The organism is Selenomonas sp. F0473, from assembly GCF_000315545.1.
Classification (GTDB): domain Bacteria; phylum Bacillota; class Negativicutes; order Selenomonadales; family Selenomonadaceae; genus Centipeda.
Genome location: NZ_JH992902.1, coordinates 872695 through 896178, shown reverse-complemented (window position 1 = coordinate 896178; position 23484 = coordinate 872695). Strand labels below are relative to the sequence as shown.

Annotated in this window: 14 protein-coding genes; all 14 read left to right on the top strand. The window is 58.6% G+C overall.

Features of this window, described 5'->3' with window-relative positions; translation table 11 throughout:
* Window positions 1–804, top strand: coding sequence for an LpxI family protein (locus HMPREF9161_RS04140; RefSeq protein ID WP_009728429.1), 804 nt, complete (start codon window positions 1–3; stop codon window positions 802–804).
* A gap of 17 nt (window positions 805–821) precedes the next feature.
* Window positions 822–1955 carry a lipid-A-disaccharide synthase gene (gene lpxB / locus HMPREF9161_RS04135; protein WP_009728428.1) on the top strand — a complete coding sequence of 378 codons (1134 nt, stop codon included), beginning with the start codon at window positions 822–824 and terminating at the stop codon, window positions 1953–1955.
* Between the two features lie 23 nt (window positions 1956–1978).
* Window positions 1979–3703, top strand: a complete 1725-nt coding sequence (gene msbA, locus HMPREF9161_RS04130; RefSeq protein WP_009728427.1) for a lipid A export permease/ATP-binding protein MsbA — start codon at window positions 1979–1981, stop codon at window positions 3701–3703.
* Window positions 3704–3706: 3 nt separating this feature from the next.
* On the top strand, window positions 3707–6232 hold the full coding sequence (gene lpxK / locus HMPREF9161_RS04125; protein ID WP_009728426.1) for a tetraacyldisaccharide 4'-kinase: 2526 nt from the start codon (window positions 3707–3709) through the stop codon (window positions 6230–6232).
* 33 nt (window positions 6233–6265) lie between these two features.
* Window positions 6266–7000, top strand: a complete 735-nt coding sequence (gene kdsB, locus HMPREF9161_RS04120) for a 3-deoxy-manno-octulosonate cytidylyltransferase (protein WP_009728425.1) — start codon at window positions 6266–6268, stop codon at window positions 6998–7000.
* 85 nt (window positions 7001–7085) lie between these two features.
* Window positions 7086–7913: a 3-deoxy-8-phosphooctulonate synthase gene (gene kdsA, locus HMPREF9161_RS04115; RefSeq protein ID WP_009728424.1), complete on the top strand. Its 828-nt coding sequence runs from the start codon at window positions 7086–7088 to the stop codon at window positions 7911–7913.
* Between the two features lie 13 nt (window positions 7914–7926).
* Window positions 7927–8913 carry an SIS domain-containing protein gene (locus HMPREF9161_RS04110; protein WP_009728423.1) on the top strand — a complete coding sequence of 329 codons (987 nt, stop codon included), beginning with the start codon at window positions 7927–7929 and terminating at the stop codon, window positions 8911–8913.
* Window positions 8913–9470, top strand: a complete 558-nt coding sequence (locus tag HMPREF9161_RS04105) for an HAD family hydrolase (protein ID WP_009728422.1) — start codon at window positions 8913–8915, stop codon at window positions 9468–9470. Before HMPREF9161_RS04110 ends, HMPREF9161_RS04105 begins: the two co-directional genes overlap by 1 nt.
* Before the next feature lie 61 nt (window positions 9471–9531).
* On the top strand, window positions 9532–10443 hold the full coding sequence (locus tag HMPREF9161_RS04100; RefSeq protein WP_009728421.1) for a lysophospholipid acyltransferase family protein: 912 nt from the start codon (window positions 9532–9534) through the stop codon (window positions 10441–10443).
* 2 nt (window positions 10444–10445) lie between these two features.
* Window positions 10446–10991: an LPS export ABC transporter periplasmic protein LptC gene (gene lptC, locus HMPREF9161_RS04095; protein ID WP_037348573.1), complete on the top strand. Its 546-nt coding sequence runs from the start codon at window positions 10446–10448 to the stop codon at window positions 10989–10991.
* Window positions 10988–11683: an LptA/OstA family protein gene (locus tag HMPREF9161_RS04090; RefSeq protein ID WP_009728419.1), complete on the top strand. Its 696-nt coding sequence runs from the start codon at window positions 10988–10990 to the stop codon at window positions 11681–11683. Before lptC ends, HMPREF9161_RS04090 begins: the two co-directional genes overlap by 4 nt.
* A gap of 12 nt (window positions 11684–11695) precedes the next feature.
* On the top strand, window positions 11696–12415 hold the full coding sequence (gene lptB, locus HMPREF9161_RS04085; RefSeq protein ID WP_009728418.1) for an LPS export ABC transporter ATP-binding protein: 720 nt from the start codon (window positions 11696–11698) through the stop codon (window positions 12413–12415).
* Between the two features lie 287 nt (window positions 12416–12702).
* Window positions 12703–14073, top strand: coding sequence for a flagellin (locus tag HMPREF9161_RS04080; RefSeq protein ID WP_009728417.1), 1371 nt, complete (start codon window positions 12703–12705; stop codon window positions 14071–14073).
* A 152-nt stretch (window positions 14074–14225) separates the two neighbouring features.
* Window positions 14226–23402, top strand: coding sequence for a YDG domain-containing protein (locus HMPREF9161_RS04075; RefSeq protein ID WP_009728416.1), 9177 nt, complete (start codon window positions 14226–14228; stop codon window positions 23400–23402).
* Window positions 23403–23484: the final 82 nt, after the last annotated feature.

The window sequence follows — 23484 nt, the reverse complement described above, 5'->3', positions numbered from 1 at the left end:
ATGGAGAAACTAGGTCTGCTCGCTGGCGTCGGACGTCTGCCCGCCGCATGCGCGCGCGCAGCGCGTGCGCTCGGTTACGAGGTGCATGCCGTCGCGCTCCTGCCGGACACGGATCCGGAGCTGAAGGACGCGGCAAATGCTTATCGTGAGATCAGCATCGGACAGATTGCCTCCATTTTGGCGTATCTTCGGCAGGAGGAGATCAAAAAGGTCACCATGATCGGCAAGGTGACGAAGGAACTCCTCTTCACGGGGGCGATCGTACCCGACGAGATGCTGCGCGGGATGCTCATGCAGCTGCCGAATCAGAACGACGATACCGTCATGATGATGTTCGTCGGCGCGCTGATGAAGGCCGGTATCACGCCGCTCGATCAGACGGCGCTGATCCGTCCGCTCATGCCGGCGGCGGGGACGCTCACGAGCCGCGCGCCGAGCGAGGCCGAGCGCCGGGATATGGAGTTTGGGCTCCGGATGGCGCGCGAGATCGGGCGTCTCGACGTCGGGCAGACGGCCGTCGTGAAGGATATGGCGGTCATGGCGCTCGAGGCGATCGAGGGGACGGACGCGTGCATTCGCCGCGGCGGAGAGCTCGCGGGCGGCGGCGCCGTCGTCGCGAAGGCGGCGAAGCCGCAGCAGGACAGTCGGTTCGACGTACCCGCGGTCGGGCTCGACACGATCGAGTCGCTCGTTGCGGTCAAGGCGTCGGCGCTCGCGATCGAGGCGGGCAAGACGCTCTTCATCGACAAGGAGCGCGCCGTCGCACTTGCCGAGGCGAACGGCATTACGATCGCCGCACTCTAGGAGAGGAGGCCTTGCCCTTGAAGATTATGCTGTCGGCGGGCGAGACCTCGGGAGATCTGCATGGAGCGGCGCTTGCGCGCGAACTGCGGGCGATCGATCCGACCGTTTCTCTCATCGGCTTCGGCGGGGAGCGGATGGCGGAGGCGGGCGTTGCGCTGCGCCAAAACTACACGGACTACAACGTCATGGGCGTCTCGGCGGTGCTGCTGAATCTGCGCCGTATCTTTGCGCTCCTCGACGACCTCACGCGGCTCATGGAGGAGGAACGACCGGACGTCCTGGTCATCATCGACTATCCGGATTTTAACTGGCGGCTCGCGAAGCGGGCAAAAGAACGGGGGATCCCCGTCTTTTCTTATATTCCGCCCTCTGCATGGGCGTGGCGTAAAGGGCGCGCGCAGGACTGCGCAAAGATTGCGGATGAGCTCGTAGCGATTTTCCCGCACGAACTCGCTCCGTATGAGGCGGCGGGCGCGCATATATCCTTTGTCGGTAATCCTCTCGTCGATACGGTCCGGGCGGAACTGCCGCCGGCGGAGGCCCGCAGGCACTTCGGCATTGCGGACGGAGATGTGCCAATCCTCCTCATGCCCGGCAGCCGCCGTGAGGAGATCGAGCGCCTGCTGCCCGCGATGCTCGGCGCGGCGGAGATTCTCTACGCGGCGGATCCTGCGCGGCGTTTTTTTCTGCCTGTTGCGGGCGGCGTCGATGAGGAACGCCTAAACGCGTATCTTGCGGCGGCGTCCGTGCCCGTGACGCTTGCGCGCGACGCCCGCTATGCGCTGATGGGCATTGCGCGCGCGGCAATGGCGGCGTCGGGGACGGTCGTGATGGAGGCGGCGATCATGGGACTGCCTGCGGTTGTTCTCTATCGGCTGTCCATGCTGTCGTATCTCGTCGGGCGACTGCTCGTCAATGTGGAGCGGTTTTCTTTGCCGAATATCCTGCTCGGCGAGACGTTTGAGACGGAACTGCTGCAGGGCGATGTCGAGCCGCGCCGCATTGCGGCGGAGATGGAGCGCATCGTTAGGGACGGGGAAGAACGCTCTTATGTTACGGAACGCCTTGCCCGTGCCGTCGCGTGTCTTGGAGAGCCGCATGCGGCGCGCCGCGTTGCGGAGAAGATCGTCGCTCTCGCGCGGCGCGCATAAACTTTTATTCCGGCGGGAGAGCTATGAAGAATTACAAGAGACTGCTTGCCTACATGCGGCCGTACGTGAAGAAATTTGCGTTCGCCGTCCTGTGCATCATCCTCGCCTCGGCGGCGAATCTATATGTCCCGTGGATCGTCAAGGATATGATCGACGATGTCCTCGCAGACAAGAACATGGCGCTGCTCAACGCCATCTGCGTGGGCATTGTCGTCATCTTCTTCCTGCGCGGGATCTTTTACTTTGGGCAGTCTTATCTCGTCTCCTACATTGGGCAGAAGGTCATCATCGACGTGCGCGAGATTATGTTCCGCAAGTTCCAGCGGATGCCGCTCTCGTACTACGACCGCCATCAGACGGGCGAGATCATGAGTTATGTCACGAACGATGTCGCCGCGATCCAGGCGGCGCTCGTCGACAATCTCATCGATCTCGTGACGGAGGGCTGTATCCTCGTCGGATCGCTTGTCCTCATGTTCTATCTCGACTGGAAACTCTCGCTGCTCACCCTCGTCGTCATTCCGATGGTCGGGCAGGCGATGAAAATCTTCGGGCGGAAAATCAAAAAGTCCAGCAATGTGATTCAGGAACGGCTCGCGGAGATCACGGCGCTCCTGCAGGAGAGCTTTTCCGCGACGCGCGTGGTGAAGTCGTTCGTCCGCGAGGACTACGAGATCGAACGTTTTGTCACGAGCAACAACCGCAATTTTGAGGCGGTGATGAAGAACGTCCAACAGACGAGCATGCTCACCCCGACGGTCGAGTTCCTCGCTGCGATCGCCGTTACCTTTATCGTGTGGTTCGGCGGCTACGAAGTAGTGAACGGCGATATCACGGCGGGCGCGTTTGTCGCCTTCCTCACCTATGCCGTGAACCTCGCAAATCCTGTGAAACGCCTCTCGCGCATTTACGGCAATCTCCAAAAGGCGATGGCGGCGGTGGACCGCGTCTTCTCCGTGGTGGATCTGAAAGAGTCCGTCACGGATCAACCGGGGGCGCAGCCCCTTCCGCCCGTGGAGGGACGGGTTCGTTTCGAGAACGTCACATTCTCCTACAAGGAAGGACGCGCGGCGCTCTGCGGGATTACGCTCGAGGCCGCGCCGGGAGAGATGGTCGCTTTCGTCGGACCCTCGGGCGCCGGAAAATCGACGATTGCAAACCTCATTCCGCGTTTTTACGAAGTGGACAGCGGCACGATCAGCATCGACGGTCACGATATCCGCGATGTGACGCTTGCCTCCCTGCGCGGGCAGATCGGCCTTGTGCCGCAGGAAACGATGCTGTTCTCGACGACGATCCGCGAGAATATCCGCTACGGACGTCTCGACGCGACGGATGCTGAGATCGAGGAGGCGGCGCATGCCGCGAACGCGCATAACTTTATCATGGAACTTGACCGCGGCTACGATACAGAGATCGGCGAGCGCGGGATCAGCATCTCGGGCGGACAGCGCCAGCGCATCGCGATCGCGCGCGCGATCCTCAAGGACCCGCGCATCCTCATCCTCGACGAGGCGACGTCCGCGCTCGATACGGAGAGCGAGAAGATCGTGCAGGCGGCGCTCGACCGGCTCATGGTCGGCCGGACGAGCTTTGTCATCGCGCATCGGCTTTCGACCATATTCAACGCCGACCGCATCTACGTGATCGACGGGGGACGTATTGTGGAGCAGGGGACGCACGAGGAACTGCTTGCCAAGGGCGGCCTCTACGAGCACCTCTATGACATTCAATTTCGGGGAGAGTGACGCATGCGATTTCTCTACAATCTAGCGGCCATCCTCATCGTTACCATCATCATACCGATCTTTATGCTGCGCGCGACACGCGAACGCGGCTTTGTCGAGCGCATCAAACAGAGCTTCGGATTCTATCCGCAGGAGACGATCGACAAGGTCGCGGGCAAAAACGCCATCTGGGTGCATGCGGCATCCGTCGGTGAGATCGTCGCGACGAGCCCGCTCGTGCGCGAGTTCCGCAAGATGTTCCCGGACAGTCCTATCCTCGTCTCCGTCGTTACGACGGGCGGCTACGAGATGGCGCACCGCATCATCAAGGACGCGGACGCGATCATCTATTTCCCGCTCGATCTGCCGTTCCTCGCCGCACGCGTCGTCGGGCGCATCCGTCCGCGCGTGTTCCTGCCCGTCGAGACGGAGCTGTGGCCGAACTTCCTGAAAAAGGCGAAGAAGCTCGACGTGCCCGTCATGATGGTCAACGGCCGCATCAGCGACCGCAGCGTCAAGCAGTACAAATATCTCTTCGGCATGCTGCGCGAGATGATCGGGACGGTGAAATGCTTCGCCATGCAGTCCTCCATCGACGCCGACTATATCATGCGTCTCGGCGCCCCGCGCGAGCTCGTCACCGTTACGGGCAATACGAAATTCGATCAGGCGTATACGAGCGTCAGCCCCGAAGAGCGCGCCGTGCTCATCAAAGAATTAGGACTCGAAGGCGCGAGTCACATCATGATCGCGGGCTCCACGCACCGCGGTGAAGAAGATCTCGTGCTCGCCGCGTTCAAAGCCGTGCGTGCACGCGAGCCGAACGTACGCCTCATCATCGCGCCGCGCGAGGTGCTGCGCACGATCGAGGTGGAGCACCTCTGCCGCAAGGCGGGATTCAGCGTTACGACGCGCAAGACCCTGCAAAAAGGGGAAGCCATCGGCGGGGAGGATATCGTCGTCCTCGATACGGTCGGAGAGCTCGGGCGCGTCTATGGGCTCGGCGATGTGATCTACATCGGCGGCAGTCTCGTGGCCCACGGCGGACACAATATCCTCGAGCCCGCGGCGCACGGCAAAGCGATCATCGTCGGCAATCAGATGTTCAACTTCAAGGACATCCACGCGCTGTTCCGCAACCGCAGGGCGGTGGTTACCGTGAGCGACGGAGCGGAACTGACGCGCGAGACGCTGCGGCTCTTCGGCGATCCCGCGGAGCGCGCGCGCCTCGAGGCGGAGACGCTCGCCATCATCAACGAGAATAAGGGCGCCTCGAAGAAATCCGCGCAGATCCTCGTCGGTATGCTCGAGGCGTACGAAGCCCGCCGCGCCATTCGGGTACAGCAGCGCATCGTCGGACACCGCGTGCGTGCGACGCAGAAAGTCGCGAATTTCCAGACATACTTCATCGATCTCGTGCATGATAAAGAGGTGCGCGGCATCTCGCGCAGGCTTATCATGGCGGTGTTCTACGCCTTCTCGCTCATCTACGAGCAGCTCGTCAACCTCAAGCTTACGATGTACCGTTGGGGCTGGTTCAAGAAAGAACGGCTCGGCTGCTACGTCATCAGTCTCGGCAACGTGACAGTCGGCGGCACGGGCAAGACGCCGACCGCCCAGCATCTCGCGCGTGAGATTTACGATATGGGCTACCGCGTCGCGATTCTCAACCGCGGCTACCGCGCGAAGTGGCGCGGTGCGGTCGGTATCGTCTCCGACGGGCACAGCTTGCAGATGGATGCGGAGACGGCGGGCGACGAGGCGTTCATGCTCGCAAAGCATCTGCCGAACGTCCCGGTGCTCATCGGGCCGCAGCGCGCCGTGACCGGGCGCTATGCCATCGAGCATTTCGGCGCGGAGGTGGCAATCCTCGACGACGGCTATCAGCATTGGCAGCTCGAGCGCGATATGGACATACTGCTCGTCGACGCCGTGAACGTCTTCGGCAACGGTTATCTGCTGCCGCGCGGCACACTGCGCGAACCGCTCTCACATATCGACCGCGCCGACGTCTGCCTCATGACGAAGGTCGATCAGGCGGCGTCGGGCGCCATCGAGCACATTTGGGAGACGTTTCGCAGCTACAATCAGGACGGCCTCATCCTCGAGAGCATCCATCAGCCGCGGCAGTTTGTGCGCCTCTCCGACTGGTACGAGGACATCGCGGCGGGCGGCGTGCCCGTCACGGAGATGGAGGGCAAGAAGGTTCTTGCCGTCTCCGCGATCGGCAATCCCGCCTCCTTTGAGCAGACTCTCGCCGACCTCGGGGTGGAGATGGTCGAGAGCATGCGCTACCCGGATCATCACGATTACGGCGAACGCGACATGGCGGAAGTGCTCTACCGTGCCGAGACCCTCGGCGTCGAGGCGATCATTATCACGGAGAAGGACGCGGTCAAGGTCCCGGGCGACGTCGTCCGCGCGAAGTGGCGCATCCCGATGTACGTTATTTCCGTCGAAGTCACGTTCCAAAAGGGCCGGGAAGAGTTCTTCTCCGTCCTCAAAGAGCAACTCGCAGCGAAACTGCGCGGAGGCCGTACCCCAGCGTAAGTTTTGCATCGCTATGAAATCAGGTGAAGCATCGTGAAGGTTCTCTGCATCATTCCCGCGCGTTACGCCTCGACCCGCCTGCCCGGGAAACCCCTGCGCGATATCGCGGGGAAACCGATGATTGTGCGCGTCTATGAACGTGCGGTAGAGGCGCGGCTCGTGCGGGACGTTGTCGTGGCAACGGACGACGAACGCATCCGCGCGGCCGTCGAGGCACACGGCGGGCGTGCCGTCATGACGCGCGCCGACCATGCGACAGGAACGGACCGGCTCGCCGAGGTCGCGGCACGCATGACGGACTATGATCTCGTCGTCAACGTGCAGGGCGACGAACCGCTGATCGAGCCCGCTGTGATCGACGCGCTGATCGAGCCGTTTCTCGCAGACGAAAACCTCTCGATGGCGACCGTCAAGACCGAGATGCGCGATGCTGCGGAGATGGAGAACCCGAACAATGTGAAAGTCGTTACGGATGCGGCGGGGAACGCGCTCTATTTTTCCCGCGCGCGCATCCCGTATGCGCGCAGCGCGGGCGCAAAGGTCTATAAGCATATCGGCATCTACGCGTACCGCCGCGATTTTCTGCTCGCCTATGCGAAGATGCCGCAGACGCCGCTTGAGATTTCCGAATCCCTCGAACAGCTCCGCGCACTCGAGAACGGCTGCCGTATCCGCGTCGTCGAGACCGACGCCGTATTCATCGGCGTCGACACCGAGGAAGACCTCATCGCGGTCAACGAGGCGTATCGAAATAACGCCGCCGATTGACCGCCGCGCGCGAATTCTTTATAATAGAACTACATACCGTCCTACTGCTTGATAGGCAAGATGCATACTGAAAGGAGCCATGAAGATGAACAAAGTGAAGCTGGCGAATTTTGAGATCGGCGGCGGCGAGCCTCTCGTTCTCATCGCGGGACCGTGCGTCCTCGAAGGCCTCGAGCGTTCGCTCATGATCGGCCGCGGCATCAAGGAGATCACGCGGCGCCTCGGCATTCCCTACGTATTCAAGGCGTCCTTTGATAAAGCGAACCGCTCCGCTTTCCATAGTTTCCGGGGCCCCGGTCTCAAAGAGGGCCTGAAACTCCTCGGCACAATCAAAAAGGAACTCGGGGTTCCCGTGGTGACGGATATCCATGAGACCTGTCAAGCCGAACCCGCGGCAAAGGTCGTCGACATTCTCCAAATCCCCGCGTTTCTCTCGCGCCAGACGGATCTGCTCCATGCGGCGGCACAGACGGGCGCGATCGTCAACGTGAAGAAGGGGCAGTTCCTCTCGCCGAACGACATGCGCAATGTGGTCGACAAGATTCACGAGAGCGGCAGCGAGCGCATGCTGCTGACAGAGCGCGGCGCGAGTTTCGGCTACAACAACCTCGTCGTGGATATGCGCGCGTTCCCGATCATGCGCGGCTTCGGCTATCCCGTCATCTTTGACGGCACCCACAGCGTACAGCTGCCGGGCGGGGCGGGCACGAGTTCTTCGGGGCAGCGCGAGTACGTCGAGTACCTCGTGCGCGCGGCCGTCGGCGCGGGCGTCGACGGACTCTTCCTCGAGGTGCACGACAACCCGCCCGAAGCGCTTTCGGACGGCGCGAATATGGTTTATTTGGACAAACTTGAGGATCTCCTGAAGGATGCGCTCGCCATTTACGAGGTCGTACGCAAAAAGCTGGTTTAAACGGAGGAATTCTATGTCTGACCATACAAGCCTGATTCACGAAAAAGCCGTCGAGACGCTCGATCTTGAGGCAAAAGCAGTCGCGCAGCTCAAAGACCGTGTCGACGACGAATTCGAAGCGGCGGTGCGGGCGATTCTCGACTGTAAGGCGCGCGTCGTTGTGACGGGGATGGGCAAATCCGGCCACGTCGGCCGCAAGATCGCCGCAACGCTTGCAAGCACGGGGACGCCCGCGTTCTTCATGCATCCCGCCGAGGCGTTTCACGGGGATCTCGGCATGGTGACGACGGACGACGTCGTTATCGCCATCTCCAACAGCGGGGAGTCGAACGAGGTCGTCAACATCCTCTCGATCATCCACCGCATCGGCGCGCGGATCATCGCCATGTGCGGGCGGCGGCAGTCCCAGCTCGGACGCAGCGCGGACTTTTACATCGATATCGGCGTGGAACGCGAGGCGTGCCCGCTCGGACTTGCCCCGACCTGTTCGACGACGGCGACCCTTGCGATGGGCGATGCGATCGCGGTAGCTCTCATGGCGGCGCGCGACTTCAAGAAGGAGGACTACGCCCTCTTCCATCCGGGCGGCGCATTGGGACGCCGTCTGCTTCTCACCGTCGCGAACGTCATGCACACGGGCGATGAGAACCCCGTCGTCGCGCATGATACGAGCGCAAAGGACGCGCTTTTTGTCATGACGGACAAGGGCCTCGGCGCGGCCTCGGTCGTCGATGCCGACGGGAAATTCATCGGACTTGTGACCGACGGAATCATCCGCCGCGCGCTTGCGAAAGACTACACATTCCTCGACGAAGAAGTACAGAACATCATGTTCCCCACGCCGCTGACGATTGCGCCCGATAAGATGGCGGCCGCTGCGCTTCATGTCATGGAGACGCACCGGCCGCGCCCCGTTACCGTGCTGCCGGTGATCGACGGGGCGGGCGTCCCCGTCGGGATCGTCCATCTGACGGATCTCCTGCGGGAGGGCGTTGTCTGATGCCGATCCGCGACCGGGCGATCGCGCGGGCAAAGAAAATCAAATGCATCATTCTCGATGTGGACGGCGTGCTGACGGACGGCAGTATTTACGTTGCGCCTGACGGGAGCGAACTTTATAAACCCTTCTTTGCCCGCGACGGGCTGATCGTCTCGCTCGCGCGGAAGGTCGGCGTCGAGACCGCAATCGTTACGGGGCGCGCGTCCGCTATCGTTACGAACCGCGCGCGGGAACTGCACATCGGTCTCGTCTATCAAGGCAGCCTCGATAAGCGTGCGGCCTATACGGACATCAAGGCGAAGACGGGGCTCTCGGACGAGGAGATTGCCTATATCGGCGACGATATTGTAGATTTGCCCATCTTGCGGATGGTCGGCCTCCCGTGCGCCGTGGGCGACGCCGTTCCCGAGGTGCGCGATATCGCGCAGATCATCGCGGGCGTGCCGGGCGGGCGCGGCGCGGTACGCGAGATTTACGAGATCATACTCAAGGCGCAGGGACTATGGGATAACGTGCTCACGGCGTTTTTGCAGGATACGGACGACGTCGCTCAGTAAGAGGCGGCATCGAAGGAACACGAAGACGATATTTTGCATGGGGAAGGAGGTGCGGCGCGCCGTGCTGTATAAGACATTGATGCTGATGAGCCGGATTGCGTGCCGCACGCCGCGTCCCATCCTGCTCGCCGCAGGATGGTTGCTCGGCAACCTCTACTACCTCGTCATCGCGAAGATGCGCCGCCGCGCCGTCGCGCAGATGATGCCCGCGCTCGGCATTGACGAGGCGGAGGCGAAGCGGCTCGTGCGCGCCTCCTTCATCAATATGGCCCGGAACGTCCTCGACATTCTCGCCATGCCGATGCTGAACGAGCGGAACCTCAGCGACTATATCGAGATCGATCATATGGAACGCATGGAGGCGGCCCTTGCCGAGGGGCGCGGCGTCGTCGTGCTCACGGGGCATGTCGGCTGCTGGGAGTGGCTCTCGGCGGCATTTACGCTGAACGGCATGCCCGTCAGCGCGATTGCAAAACCGCAGCCGAACATCCAGTATACGCGCGTTTTGGACGACCTGCGCGCAACGATTCACGTCGAGATTTTCTCCCGCGGTACGAGCGAACTGCTCGCGGCGGCGCGCGCCCTCAAGGCGGGCCGCATCCTCGGCTTCCTTGCGGATCAGGACGGCGGCCCCGGCGGCGCGTTTATCGAGTTTTTGGGGCGTACGGCTTCGACCCCGCTCGGCCCCGCCGTGTTTTCTCGGAAGTTCAAATCGCCCGTCCTGCCCGCATTTATCCTGCGGCAGCCGAACGGCAAACACAAGGTCGTCATCGGAGAGATCATGCACTGTCCGAATACGGGTGACAGCGACCGCGACCTGCATGAATTTACCGTGCAGATGACCGCGATCGTCGAGCGGATCATCCGCGAAAATCCGACGCAGTGGATTTGGTTCCAGCATCGCTGGAACACGGCCCCCGAGCAGCAGAAAATGGGCAAACACCACATGTCAGTTGCGCAGGAGGAGGCTTGACGGTGCGGAAGAAATATATCTACGGCGCTGCGGCGGCATTCATCGTTGCCCTCATCGTATGGGCGATATCGACCGCACCGGAGACGCCGACGGCCTCCGACGCTTCGCAGGAGCCCCGCGTCATGTCCTACGAGGGCAATACGCTCAGTGAGGAGCGCGACGGGCGGACGATTTGGACGCTTACGGCGGAGCAGGTGAATTTTGATATCGACACGCAGGACGCGAGTATGCGCGGCATCGTCGGCACCTTTTACGGCAAGGACGGACGGACGCTCGAGCTGAAGGCGGACGAGGGTCATATGGATCATGAGACGCGGAACGTCACGCTTACGGGCAATGTGAGCGCCGCGACGAGCGACGGTGCGACGCTGACGGCCGACGATCTCATGTGGACGGCGGCCGCAGGCGAGCTCAGCGCAACGGGGGAGCCACAGATCACGCGGGACGATCTCCGCGCGACGGGCGACGTCATTACGAGTTCCGACGAATTTCAACAGTTCCGCATCACGGGCAACGCACGGATAGAAAAAGGAGGAGAGACAAAATGACGACCAAGAAACTCTATCGGGGCATTCTCCTCCTGCTGGCGGCAGGAGCGCTTTGTACGGCGGTCGGCTCGGCGGCAGGATCGAACGAACCGACAAATCTCACGGCCGACTCTCTCACCTATGATACGCGTACGGGGCTTGTCACAGCGGAGAATAACGTCCGCATGGAACAGGGAACCGGCTATGTTGAGGGGCGGCGCGCCACCTATAACACCAAGACGCAAGAGGGAACGGTCGAGGGCGGCGTCCGCGCTTCGCGCGACGATATGCGCCTTTCCTGCGACCGCCTCTTTGCCGAGGGACAGGAGCATTGGCAGGCGATCGGCAGCGTCCGTATGGTCAAGGCGGATCGGACGTTTACGGGACCGCAGGTCGACTATTATCCCGCACAGAACGATCATATCCTCGCCGCATCGGGCGGGACGATCACTGGGACGGATGGGACGCTCTCCGCAGACCGCCTCGAGGGATGGCTCAAAGAGGGGCACTATGTCGGTACCGGGAACGCCCACATTACCAGCCCGCCGCGCGATCTCGAGGGCGGCGGCGACCGTATGGACTACTACAGTCAGGTGGAGAGGCCCTATGTCGTCCTCGAGGGGAACGCATGGGTGTTTCAGGGGAACAATACGGCGCGCAGCAACCGTATGACCGTCTATCTCGCGGACGACGGCACGGCCGTGACGGAATAAGGGGGCGGCAGTTTGCATCTCGAATCCCGGAACCTCGTCAAGAAATTTGGCAGCCGCACCGTCGTTGACCGCATCTCCGTCCGCGTGGAGAAGGGAGAGATCGTCGGCCTTTTAGGCCCCAACGGCGCGGGCAAGACAACCACGTTCTACATGATCGTCGGACTCGAGCAGCCGACGCACGGCGACGTTTACCTCTCCGATATCTGCATCACCGACTATCCCATGTATCGGCGCGCGGAGCTCGGCATCAGCTACCTCACGCAGGAGCCGTCCATCTTCCGCAAACTCACCGTCACAGAGAACATCGCAGCGATCCTCGAGACGACGAAACTCTCCGAGGCCGAGCAGAAACACCGCCTCGACGGACTCCTTGAGGAGTTCCATATCGGACATGTCCGCGACCGGCGCGGTACCGAACTCTCGGGCGGCGAACGCCGCCGCGTGGAGATCGCGCGCTGCCTTGCGCTCGAACCGCAGTTCATCCTGCTCGACGAGCCGTTCGCAGGCGTCGATCCGCTTGCCGTCGCCGACATCCAGGAGATCATCGAGTATCTGCGCCAGCGCGGCATGGGCATCCTCATCACCGACCATAACGTCCGCGAGACGCTTCACATCGTCGACCGCGTCTACCTTCTCAGCGAGGGCAAACTCCTCATCGAGGGCGACAGCCAAACCATCGCCGAGAGCCCCGTCGCACGGAAATTCTATTTGGGAGAGAATTTTAGCCTTTGAACACAAACGTCCCCGCAGAGAGTAGACGGCTCTCTGCGGGGACGTTTGTGTCTCTGCCGCCGGCAAAGATATCATCCGAAAAACCGTTCCATCCGAATTATAAACATTTGCCATGAAGATTCTTTCGGTACGGATATCGCAGCGCTGCCGAATCTTTATGCGGGAATTTCGCTCAGAGGATTTAAGTCTGCGCGTTGTTTCGACGATATAATACGCAGAAAACGTATGCTATCGGTAGAGTTCAAAAACAGAGGACAAGGAAAGTTTCATTCAGGGAGGCAGTCTTTATGGCGATGGTGGTTAAGAACAATATGTCGGCGGTGAACACGCTGAATACGCTCAACAAAAATCAGAGCGGATTGTCTAAGAGCCTCGAAAAAGTCTCCTCCGGGATGAAGATCAACAGCGCGGGCGACGATGCCTCGGGGATGGCGATCTCCGAGCGCATGCGTGTGCAGGTGCGGGCGCTGAACCAGGACAACGACAATACGGCGAACGGCTCGGCGCTCATGCGCACGGCCGAGGGCGCTGTGCAGTCGACCATTGAGATTATTAAGACGCTCAAGGAAAAGGCGATCAACGCGGCGAACGATACGAACACGGACGAGGACCGCGCGCTGATTCAGAAGGAAGTCGACAAGCTGATCGACCAGATCGACGACAACGCGCTGACGACATATAACGGGAAGTATCTGATCGACGGCTCGCATAATATGAGCGTGACCGGCGATGCGGGACAGGGGACATATTCGAGCTTTACGAATATGAGTTTGGCAACAAATACAACAAGCATCACACGCCTAACGAATTTGGTTCGGAGAGACGGAAATCCTGTCGGCATCCGTCCGACAGACAGTCTTACCGCTTCGTGGACGCGCAACGGCGTTACCTATACGGGGACGCTAAGTCCCATCGGAACAAAAGACGTTGCGGCGGCAATCAATATTATTACGAATACGGACGCCAGCTACTATAGCCGTACGTCTAAAGTTGGCATAGATGAACACGGCAAAGAGGTTCATACGCCGGACAATCAGCCGGCACTTACCATTCGTGCGGCGAATCCGGGGATCAACGGACAGATTTCGGGCGTTACCTTTGCCGTGAAAGACCGTGAGGGTCGTATGCGCAATGAGGTCAACGCGGTGCTGGATGCGTTTAAAGAGACGGTGCGCGCCCAGAACCCGTCTCCGGACAACTCCATTACCCTTCAAACGGGGACACGGGCAAATCAAGCCGTCAAGGTCGGTTTTACCGATATGCGTTCCGCCGCGCTTGGACTTCAGTCACAGGACGGCGCGGGATGGGGACGCGGGACGCTGCCTGCCGGCGTTGATGTTGTCGGCGCGGGGCCGAAGATCCAGGTGACGACGCGGGAAGCCGCGAACGCCGCCATCAATGTCTTCGATAATGCGCTGATTAAAGCGACGGATCAGGCGGTTGCCATCGGCGCGGTGCAGACGCGCCTCCGCTATACGAGCAGTAATCTGACTGTGGCATCCGAGAACGTGCAGGCGTCCGAGTCCACGATTCGCGACGCCGATATGGCGAAAGAAATGACCGCTTATACGAAGCACAATGTGCTCACGCAGGCGTCGCAGGCGATGCTTGCGCAGGCAAATCAGAATTCCGGCGCAGTGCTCAGTCTCTTACAGTGAAAATAAAACAATCGCCCCGGTGGACATAGGACCATCGGGGCGATTTTCTTGCTTTTTTTGCTGTTATTATGATATTATAAAACAAGCCGGTAAACACGATAAACTATATAAGCAAGTATATGTTGATTTGGGAGAGATAAGGGGAGCGGAACATGAGCGCGTATCGGATGATGAAGCTGCGGAGAAATATACGCTATGCGGTATTGGCGGGGATGACGGGAGCATTTTTGATTCCTCAGGTTTCTTTTGCCGCGCCGACAGGGGAGCAGAACCTTGCAGGGAACGCCGTCGTTTCCCGTTCAGGAGCGACGACCAGTATCGGGTCGTCCGATACAAATAATGTCATCAGTTGGGCGGATTACTCCGTGGGAAATGGAGAAATTGTTCAATATGACGGCGGGGCGCAGACCAACAACTATTTGAATATTGTCCGCGGCGGAAACAGCTCTGTAATCAATGGGAATATTACGGGAGGAAATAACGTCTATATCGTCAACCCGAACGGCGTCATTTTTGGTAAGACGGCGAGCGTGAACGTCGGGAATCTTTATGTCTCCACGCAGGATACTGCCGCGCTTAGCGCGATGACTTCATGGGACGGTTCGAATCCTCTTGGAGCATCGCCTGTCGGCAAAGCCGACGTCGTCAATATGGGGAACGTTACCGCAATCGGCGTAGAAGTCGTGGGGAAAAGCATTCGATTCCTGAACGCGGCAAATGTGCACAGCACATCTGTTGTGATGCATACGGATACCGCAAACGACGGTACTGCGCATATCGGCTATAAGACGACGGCACCGACGTCTGGATATACGGTAAATGGCTCTGCGGCGACCCCGGCAAACAATTACTACCGGCTCGTCAGCAATGCAGCCGAAATAAGCAATATCAATACAACAAATTTAGCGGGCAATTATATGCTTGAGAATGATATTGATATGACGGGCATTACCGCGCCGATCGGCGGGAATGCCTATGCGGCTTTTACGGGAAAATTTGACGGGAATTTTTATAAGATACGAAATCTAAATATCGCGGGCGTCGACCATGCCGCGCTGTTTGGCAGGGTCAGCGGCGCGCGTATCGAAAATCTCGGGGTCATTGCTCCGACGATTGCGGGAAATGATACGGGCGCTGGGGTTAATACAGCGGGTGGGCTCGTTGGAGAGGCAACCGGCAATACCGTATTGAAAAACGTCTATGTGGAAGGCGGCTCTATTACGGGGGAGAGCGGTCGATTTGGGGGAATCGTAGGATGCACACAACACACGAAGATTGACAGTTCCTATAATACCTCGCCGATCACAAGTGAGGGCGGCGGTATTATTGGCCTTTCGGATACCGGAACCGAGGTAACGAACACCTATAATAAACCGAAAAGTGCGGTAGCGGGAGATTCCTTTTTCATTCGCGTCATTGATCCGGATGATGGGACGACAATCAGAAATTCTTATACGACATCAAAGAAGTTTTCTGCGACCCAATCGTTCACGCCGGCGAAAGTATCGGGGAATTACATTATCGATATATCGACAGGAAAGGCGAAACCTGTCATCCCCGGTCCGACCCCATCGGCCACAGAACACGATGCGTATTCATCGTCCACCTACAGCGGCTGGGACATCAACAACAACGGCGATCCGGGGGCGACGTGGCGCATTTACGAGGGGCGTACTGTGCCGCTTTTGACTGCGTTTATGGACGGGACTGCGACGGCGACCTATAATTATAGGTATTTCAATCAGGACGGAACCGTTGTCAACGATACGGCGAATACGCCAAAGACCAACAACGGTGCGGATGTTACGGGGCTGACCTATAACAGCAAATATCTTCGCATTGTGGATGCGGATACGCCCGATACGCCGGGCGACAAATCAAAGATTCAATACGAGCCGTCCGTCGATACGAATAAAGTTAAGGAATATGCCTATACGAACTCTGCGGCCGACAAAGCGAACGGCATCCGTAACGCGGGAACAAAGGCGATCGTTTGGTCGGATCAGCACGGCCCGAACCTGCGCGGCGTGAATGTGACGATTGGACAGAGAAAAGTCAGCCTTGCCCTCAACGCCATCGGGACACTTACGCGCGTTTACAACGGCAAGACGGATGTTAAAGCCGAATTTGAGACTGCGTTCAAGGGCGGAGGAAAAGCCGGGATTACCGCGGATGACCTAGCGGATCATTCCGTTGGACTTGATACGACGCATCTCACCGCGCGGATGGCGGATAAGCATGTCGGCACGGCAAAGGAAGTTACTTTTGGCGGTTCCATCGCCTTCGACAGCACGAAAGAGGACTCGAAAAACTATACGTTCGATAGTGCTTCGCTAGGTAATATTAAGGGCAAGATTACCATTACCAAGGCGCCTCTTTATCTCACCATCCGAAAGGAAAAGGCGGACGCTAAGACTTATGACGGCACGAGCACGGTTGTGGATTCGGCGATGCTCCAGTCCGGCGGGACGCCGAATATCGCGCTGAATAAAACGATTGCCGCCGGGACAAAAGGCGAGATTATGACGGATGACGGGGGGACGCGGGATAATGTCGAACTGAAAGATATCGACACTCCGAAATATACCAATGATGCCGGTACGGAGGAGCGGTTTCACGTAGGAACCTATAAGATCAAGTACGATGGGGTCGGGCTTCGCACGGACGGCATCTATGCGAACGATGCGCAGAACTATGAGCTCTTCTATACGCCCGCAGGCGGCACGCAGCAGGCGGTAACGGGGGAGAATGTCTACCTCGGCGGCACGATCATTCCGCGCGAGATTAAGACGGACGGATTCAAGGTCTACAACAAGGGGACCAATACAGAGGCATCGGCGCAAAAGGTCTACGACGGCAATAACGAGTACGCGCCCGATACGACGAACCTCTATCTCTCCGCGAATGCGGGGGCAACGACGGACACAACGGGCATCGTTGACCGCGATAAGGGACATATCACCTTTGCGCTGACGGGCGGGAAGGGACAGTTCCGCAAATCCGACGGGACAACAGCCACGAAGAATGTGAGTACGGCAGAGAAGATCGCCTATAACGTGACCGGACAGTCGGATAATCCGTCGGAGTACCAACTCGGCGACTACTATGTCGATATGGGCGGGACGCATAAGGCGCTGGATGAGACCTTTAACGCCACGGGCGCGGGCAAGATCACGCCGAAGACGATCACGGCGGTGAAGAAGAACGATTCGATTACGAAAGTGTACGATGCGCTCGAGACTCATACGGACGGCAATCGGAATGAGATTAAGGGCGATGCGCTCGTCACGCTGAGCGGCATTGTCTCCGGCGATTCGGTGACGAATACCTCGACGGCGACGTATGCTTCAAAGAACGTCGTCTATTCGGGCGGCGTTCCCACGACGCAGAACGTGACTTATAACGTCGCCTTTACGACGCCGAACGCAGAGGAAGCGGATAATTATACATTTGATACGGCACCGAACACGACGACGGTCACGCGGACGACGACGCTGACGGGGCTCGGCACGATCACGCCGCGCCCCGTGACGCTCACGTTTGGACCTGCAACGAAAATCTACGACGGGACGGCGACCAACACACAGACCGCGCTGAGTGCCATGAGCGACGGCACGACGGGCAACGCTGTGCTTGGCGCGGACGGCTATACGATCGGCAACATCAATGTTGCAGGCGTCACGAGCCGCTATGGCGACGGGACGACGACGGCAACGTTCATAGAGAATGTGAACGCGGGCAGCCGTTCGGTGGAGTATACGGGCATCAGCAGCACCCTCGGCAGGAACTATTCCGTTGCAGATAAGCAATACGGCACGGGTGAGATTACGCGCCGCCGCATCGATCCGACGGGCTTTAAAGTGCTCAAGGGCGATGATCCGCTTGCCGATGCGACGAAGGTATACGACGGTACTTCCGACTACAATCTGCCCAACGGTGCGAAACTTGTCACGCCGCAGGCGTCTACCCCAAACGAGGGGATCGTGTCGCGCGACTATAAAAAGATCACGTTCCGTCTGAAGAACGGAGCGCCGGGACATTTTACCAAGGATGCGGCGGGCAACCAGCAGACCTCCCACGTTTCCGAGGCGCAGTATGTCGCCTATGACATCGTGGCGCAGACGTCGGACGCGGCGAATAACCCGCTCACGAACTATACGTTTGGTCCATCGGGATCAGAGCGCAATTTAGAAAACGTCAACGATGACGATCCCGCCCATGCAACGTCGGCAGGGTCTATTACCCCTGCGTCGCTCAAGGCTGTGACGCATGAGATTGAGAAGGTCTACGACGGCCTTGCGGAGCATACGGACGGCAACCGCACGGTGAAGAAAGGCGGCACGGTTGTCAGCTTCACGGGCTGGGTGAAGCCCGCCGATACGAGAGAGAATACCTCGACTGCAAAGTATGCGGATCAGCATGTCTCGCGCGGTGCGGACGGCAATATTATTAAGAAAAACGTCACCTATCAAGGACAACTCACGGGACAGTATGCGGACGACTATCAGATTGTCGACGACTCAAATCATGTCATTAGTACGCGCAGCGGCTCCGGGGCAGGGCAGACCGTCACGGCGAATCTCGGTTTGCAGGCAAACAAAGGAACGATCACCCCGCGCAAGCTGGATATCACGATGGCCGACGTCAGTAAGACCTATGACGGCACGTCGAAAAACACGATGGGAGCGACCGTTGCGGGAATTACAAACGCCGTGGCGAGTGACAATATCACAAAAGAAATCCTTTCTGCTAAGTGGAACGCGCGCGCGAGCGCGGCGACCGATCCCGCGACGAGCGATTATGGGCGCGGTACGGGGACAGCGTTCCAAAAGAATGCCAATGCCAGCAACAGCACGCCGCATGACGTCCGCTACACGCAGATGAAGAAGGCGTTTGAGAACGCATTCGGCACGCAGCTTGCAGGCGACTACGAAGTAGACGACACGTTGTACGGCAAGGGAACGATCAACCGTAAAGCGATTACGCCCGATGACTTCAAAGTCGTCGATACAGGCGGCACCGTAAGAAAGGCGACGAAGGTCTACGACGGTACTGCCGATTATCAGGTGCTCTCGGGCTGGAAACTCCGGCCGGGGACGAGTGGCTTTGTCGGCACGGACGGCAATCGTATTCACTTTGAGCTTGTCCCCGGGAATGCAAAATTCAGGAAAAGCGACAACGTGACAGATACGGCGAACGTCGCCGATGCCTCGCGCGTTGCGTATAAGGTGGACGTCACGGCGGATGTGGGTTACGGCGATCTGCTGAAAAACTATACGCTGAACGGACAGAACCTCGAATCGGGGCAGGTAAACGTCACGGGCGAGGGCGAGATCACACGGCGCGTGCTCAGTCTCGACCTTGTGCAGAACAGCGGTATTGATAAAGTCTATGATAGAACGTCGGACCTTGTCGATACGGCGGCGAAGAAGTGGAATATGCTGACAGATGTCGACACTGCGGGCAACGTCAAATATGCGGACAGTGCGACGGCGAAAGATAAACTCGTCACGACCGACGGCACGAGCTTTAACATCGCGTCAAAATACGCGGATAAGAACGTCGCACGTTCAGGCAGTAATGTTGTCGATAAAAACATCACCTATACGGTCAACATCGCGGGCGGCGACGCGCGCAACTATACGCTTTCGGACGGGCATGCGACGGTCAACGCGGAGAACGGTCTGACGCTCTCCGCGACGGGCAGGATCACGCCGAAGGACCTTTCGGGTGCGTTTAAGAAAATCACGAAGGTTTACGACGGGACGAAAAATGTCAAGCCCGGGGACGTTGGATTTATCGCAGGCGCGGTGATCGGGAGCGATATTGTAACGCTCGACAGACACGACGAATCGTTCCAAAGTCAAAATGTCCGCGGCGACGGCACAACAGCGGTCATTGACGGCACTGCACAGAAGAACTGGGTCAATTATTCGAAGCTCAAGCTCGGCGGTGCGGATGCGGGCAACTACAACCTCGCTGAGACGGCAAAGGGACTTGGCGAGATCACGCCGTTCCGGCTTACGCCGGGCAGCGTGACTGTCACCGCAGGGACGGCGACGAAGGTCTACGACGGCAACACCTCCGTATGGAAAGGTACTTCGAAGAACCTTTCCGACGTCATGGGGTATATCAGCAGCGCAACCGTGATGGTCAACGGTAATCCGGTGAACGTACTCGGCGACCTCAACCTCACCTCTGCGGAATACGATTCGAAGGATGTCAACAGTGGCGCGTCCCATAACCGCGTGACTTATAACTTCACCTTCTCAAATGAGAGCGGCAACTTTGCGCTCGCGCCGAACGCGCAGACGCTCTCCCTCAAAGGCGACGGCGCCATTACGCCGAAGGATGTCGTCGCGACCATTAAAGGGCCGCTGACGAAGACTTACGACGCGACGACGGCAGTCAAGAACGCCGCGGGGAACGCGCTGTCCGGCAACGATCTCGTGACGCTCACGGGGCTTGTCGCAGGCGACGGCGCGACCAACATCACGACGGCAGAGTACGCGGACAAGAATGCAGGCACGAGCAAGATCGTGAACTACAATATCGGGATTGATGCGGACAATGCGGGGAACTATCGCCTTGTCGACGACTCCAACAATGCGATTACCGGAACCGTGATAACGAACAACAATACGATTACAAAGCGCAGGGTCGATCTCACCTTCGCCGATGTACGGAAAAACTACGATACCACAGCGACGAACAACGACGTTACGGCGTCTGTTTCCGCTGCCGATGCAGCGGTTCTAAATCACGACCGGCCGGGCTTTGCGGACGGCAATAACAAACTCACGGGGCTGACGGGCATCACGAGCGAGTACGGCATGGGCACGGGCGATGCGTTCACCGCCGACCCGAATGCGGGGACGAAGACCGTCCGCTATCAAGGCGTGAGAAGCGCGATGAATACGGTGCTCGCGGGCGATGCTGGGAACTATGAGTTCACGGATCCCGGTTTTGGCACGGGGCGGATCGACCGCGTGCGGGTCAAGCAGAGCGATTTTACGTTCCACATTGATCCTGCGACGAAGGAATATGACGGCACGAAAAAAGTCGTTTGGACGGATCCCATTACGCACAAGAAGGGCGATGCGAGCAATTACTTCCGGTCGAGTACTTTCAAACTCAACGGGGTTGATACTCCTGTCAATCCCGATGATATTACGCTGAACAAGGCGGCGTACAGGGACGAAAATGTTGCCTATTCAAATAATATGGTGGACTATGAGTTCACGCTGAGCACGCGGAATTTCGATATCGAGGGCGGCAGTGTTGTGTATGGGCATACAACGGGCACCATCACGCCGCGCAATCTCACGGCGCATGTTCCGCAGAATATCTATAAGGAATATGACGGGACAAGGGAGCTGAGCAGGGAGAATCAGGCGCTCATCGATAAGATGGTACTCGATGACGAGGATCTTATCGTTTCAAAGGATAAGGGCAAGGTACATCTCAAAGTGGAGGGCCGGTATGCAAGCAAGGATGCGACGGTAGACACGAAGGAACAAGCCGAAGCCCGAAGGGAGAACGGCGCAGGCGCGATTAATGTCGATTATACGTTGACGCTCTCGGGGGATCCGATAGCAAGCCAAAATTATACCGTCGGTGCGGGGATCGCGACAGGAAAAGCAGATATCTACAAAAAGACGCTGACGGCGGATGTTGCGCGCAAGGTCAAGGACTATGACGGCACAGCCGCCGTCAAGGATCTTGCAGCGGGCGATATGACGTTCCATGGCGTTGTGAACGGAGATACGTTGCGCCTTGATCAAACGGCGATGAATAAAATTCGAGGGGCATATGCCGACTCAAACGTGAGCCGCGATGCCAACGGTAATGTCGTCGATAAGGCGGTTTCCTACACAGGCTTTAACGATGCACTGAACGATTATGCCGCGCGCAACACGGCGTCGGATGCGAAGAACTATCGACTCGAAAACGACGGCGTAAGCTATACCGCGACACAGGGAAAGGGGCGTATCAATCCGCGCAGGATCAATCAGAGCGATATCACCTTTGACTTCAAGAATGCAACGAAGGAGTATGACGGAGACACCTCGGTCAAGTATCATGGCAAATCGGACGGCGATTCGGTCAAGAACTATCTGAACGGCGCCACGTATCGGAGCGGCTCGGAAACGATTGAACTGAACAAAGACGATCTGTCCGTCGACGCATCGGGCACGCACTATGACAACGCAAATGTCAACGGCGGTGCGTCGCACAATGTCACCTATGCGCTGACCTATACGGGCGGGAATTTTGTGATCGCCGGAGGAAATACCTTTACGCCGACAGTAAATAAGGGATACATTACGCCGCGCAAGCTGATTGCCGACATGAAGTCGATCAATCCGACCAAGACTTATGACGGGAACAAAGAAATCGTCGGTATCGCGAAAGATGCGGACGGGAACGTCATTACCCGGGAATCCCTTGCGATCCGGCACTTCCGACACTATAACGAGAATGAAGAGACTCGTTACGACGATGAGGAGGGCATTGTCAAAGCCGATCGGCCGCACATCGCGCACAGTTCGGCGGCCGCCTATGCCGACAAGGATGTCGCATGGACGCCGAACGGGAACGCCGATCCGAACGCGATGTGGCAGGATCGCAATGATGTCGCGAACAAGGATGTAGACTATCGATTTAGTCTTTCGGGCAGTCCTTTGTCGAATTACGAGCTCGTTGACGAACATGGGAACAGCATCGGCACGCGGAATCCGGCGAGAACGACGCTGACCTATGATGTGACGACTGCGACAGGGAGGATCAATCCCGTAGAGATTCGGATGAAGGCCGATCCGAAGACCGTTTGGATCAACGAGGGACTGCCGCCGCGCGGCAGCTATACGGGAACGCCCGACGGCACATATCCTGCGCCGGGCTACGCAACGGGCGTGAACGGCGAACATCTCCGGGGGACGTTCAGTTACGATGCGCCGGATGCGCGCCTGCGCATGGGAGATTATGCCGTTAACGGCTCCTATGCCCCCGCGGTGGGAGAGGTCGTCTATTGGAACTATCGCTTTGTGCAGGATCCCGCGAACGCGACGGCGCTCCATGTCGGGCCGTATATCCCGGATGCGAATTACTACAATGTCCTCGCGCAGAATAAGATGCTCCCCGATGAGTACGCCTATGAGAACGCGTCGCTCGACCAGCATGGTAACTTCGGGCGCGCTTCGGAGGCTGCGGTCGCATACCGCAATCCCGCACTCAACTCGATCCGGGACGGAAAGAACGTCCGCACGCCGGACATCTATGCGACGGATGATGCCGTATTTGAGCTGATGAACGAGGTGTTCGGGTAAGGATTTGCCCGCCGACGTCTCAAGTAAATAAAACGCGCCCCGCGGTCGAATGCTACGACCGCGGGGCGCGTTTTCTTGAACT

What these genes read in the sequence shown, in the direction of transcription:
- lpxK (WP_009728426.1), top strand. Translation starts at nt 3,707, where the DNA reads ATGCGATTTCTCTACAATCTAGCGGCCATCCTCATCGTTACCATCATC.
- HMPREF9161_RS04075 (WP_009728416.1), top strand. Translation starts at nt 14,226, where the DNA reads ATGAGCGCGTATCGGATGATGAAGCTGCGGAGAAATATACGCTATGCG.
- kdsA (WP_009728424.1), top strand. Translation starts at nt 7,086, where the DNA reads ATGAACAAAGTGAAGCTGGCGAATTTTGAGATCGGCGGCGGCGAGCCT.
- HMPREF9161_RS04140 (WP_009728429.1), top strand. Translation starts at nt 1, where the DNA reads ATGGAGAAACTAGGTCTGCTCGCTGGCGTCGGACGTCTGCCCGCCGCA.
- HMPREF9161_RS04110 (WP_009728423.1), top strand. Translation starts at nt 7,927, where the DNA reads ATGTCTGACCATACAAGCCTGATTCACGAAAAAGCCGTCGAGACGCTC.
- HMPREF9161_RS04105 (WP_009728422.1), top strand. Translation starts at nt 8,913, where the DNA reads ATGCCGATCCGCGACCGGGCGATCGCGCGGGCAAAGAAAATCAAATGC.
- HMPREF9161_RS04080 (WP_009728417.1), top strand. Translation starts at nt 12,703, where the DNA reads ATGGCGATGGTGGTTAAGAACAATATGTCGGCGGTGAACACGCTGAAT.
- msbA (WP_009728427.1), top strand. Translation starts at nt 1,979, where the DNA reads ATGAAGAATTACAAGAGACTGCTTGCCTACATGCGGCCGTACGTGAAG.
- HMPREF9161_RS04090 (WP_009728419.1), top strand. Translation starts at nt 10,988, where the DNA reads ATGACGACCAAGAAACTCTATCGGGGCATTCTCCTCCTGCTGGCGGCA.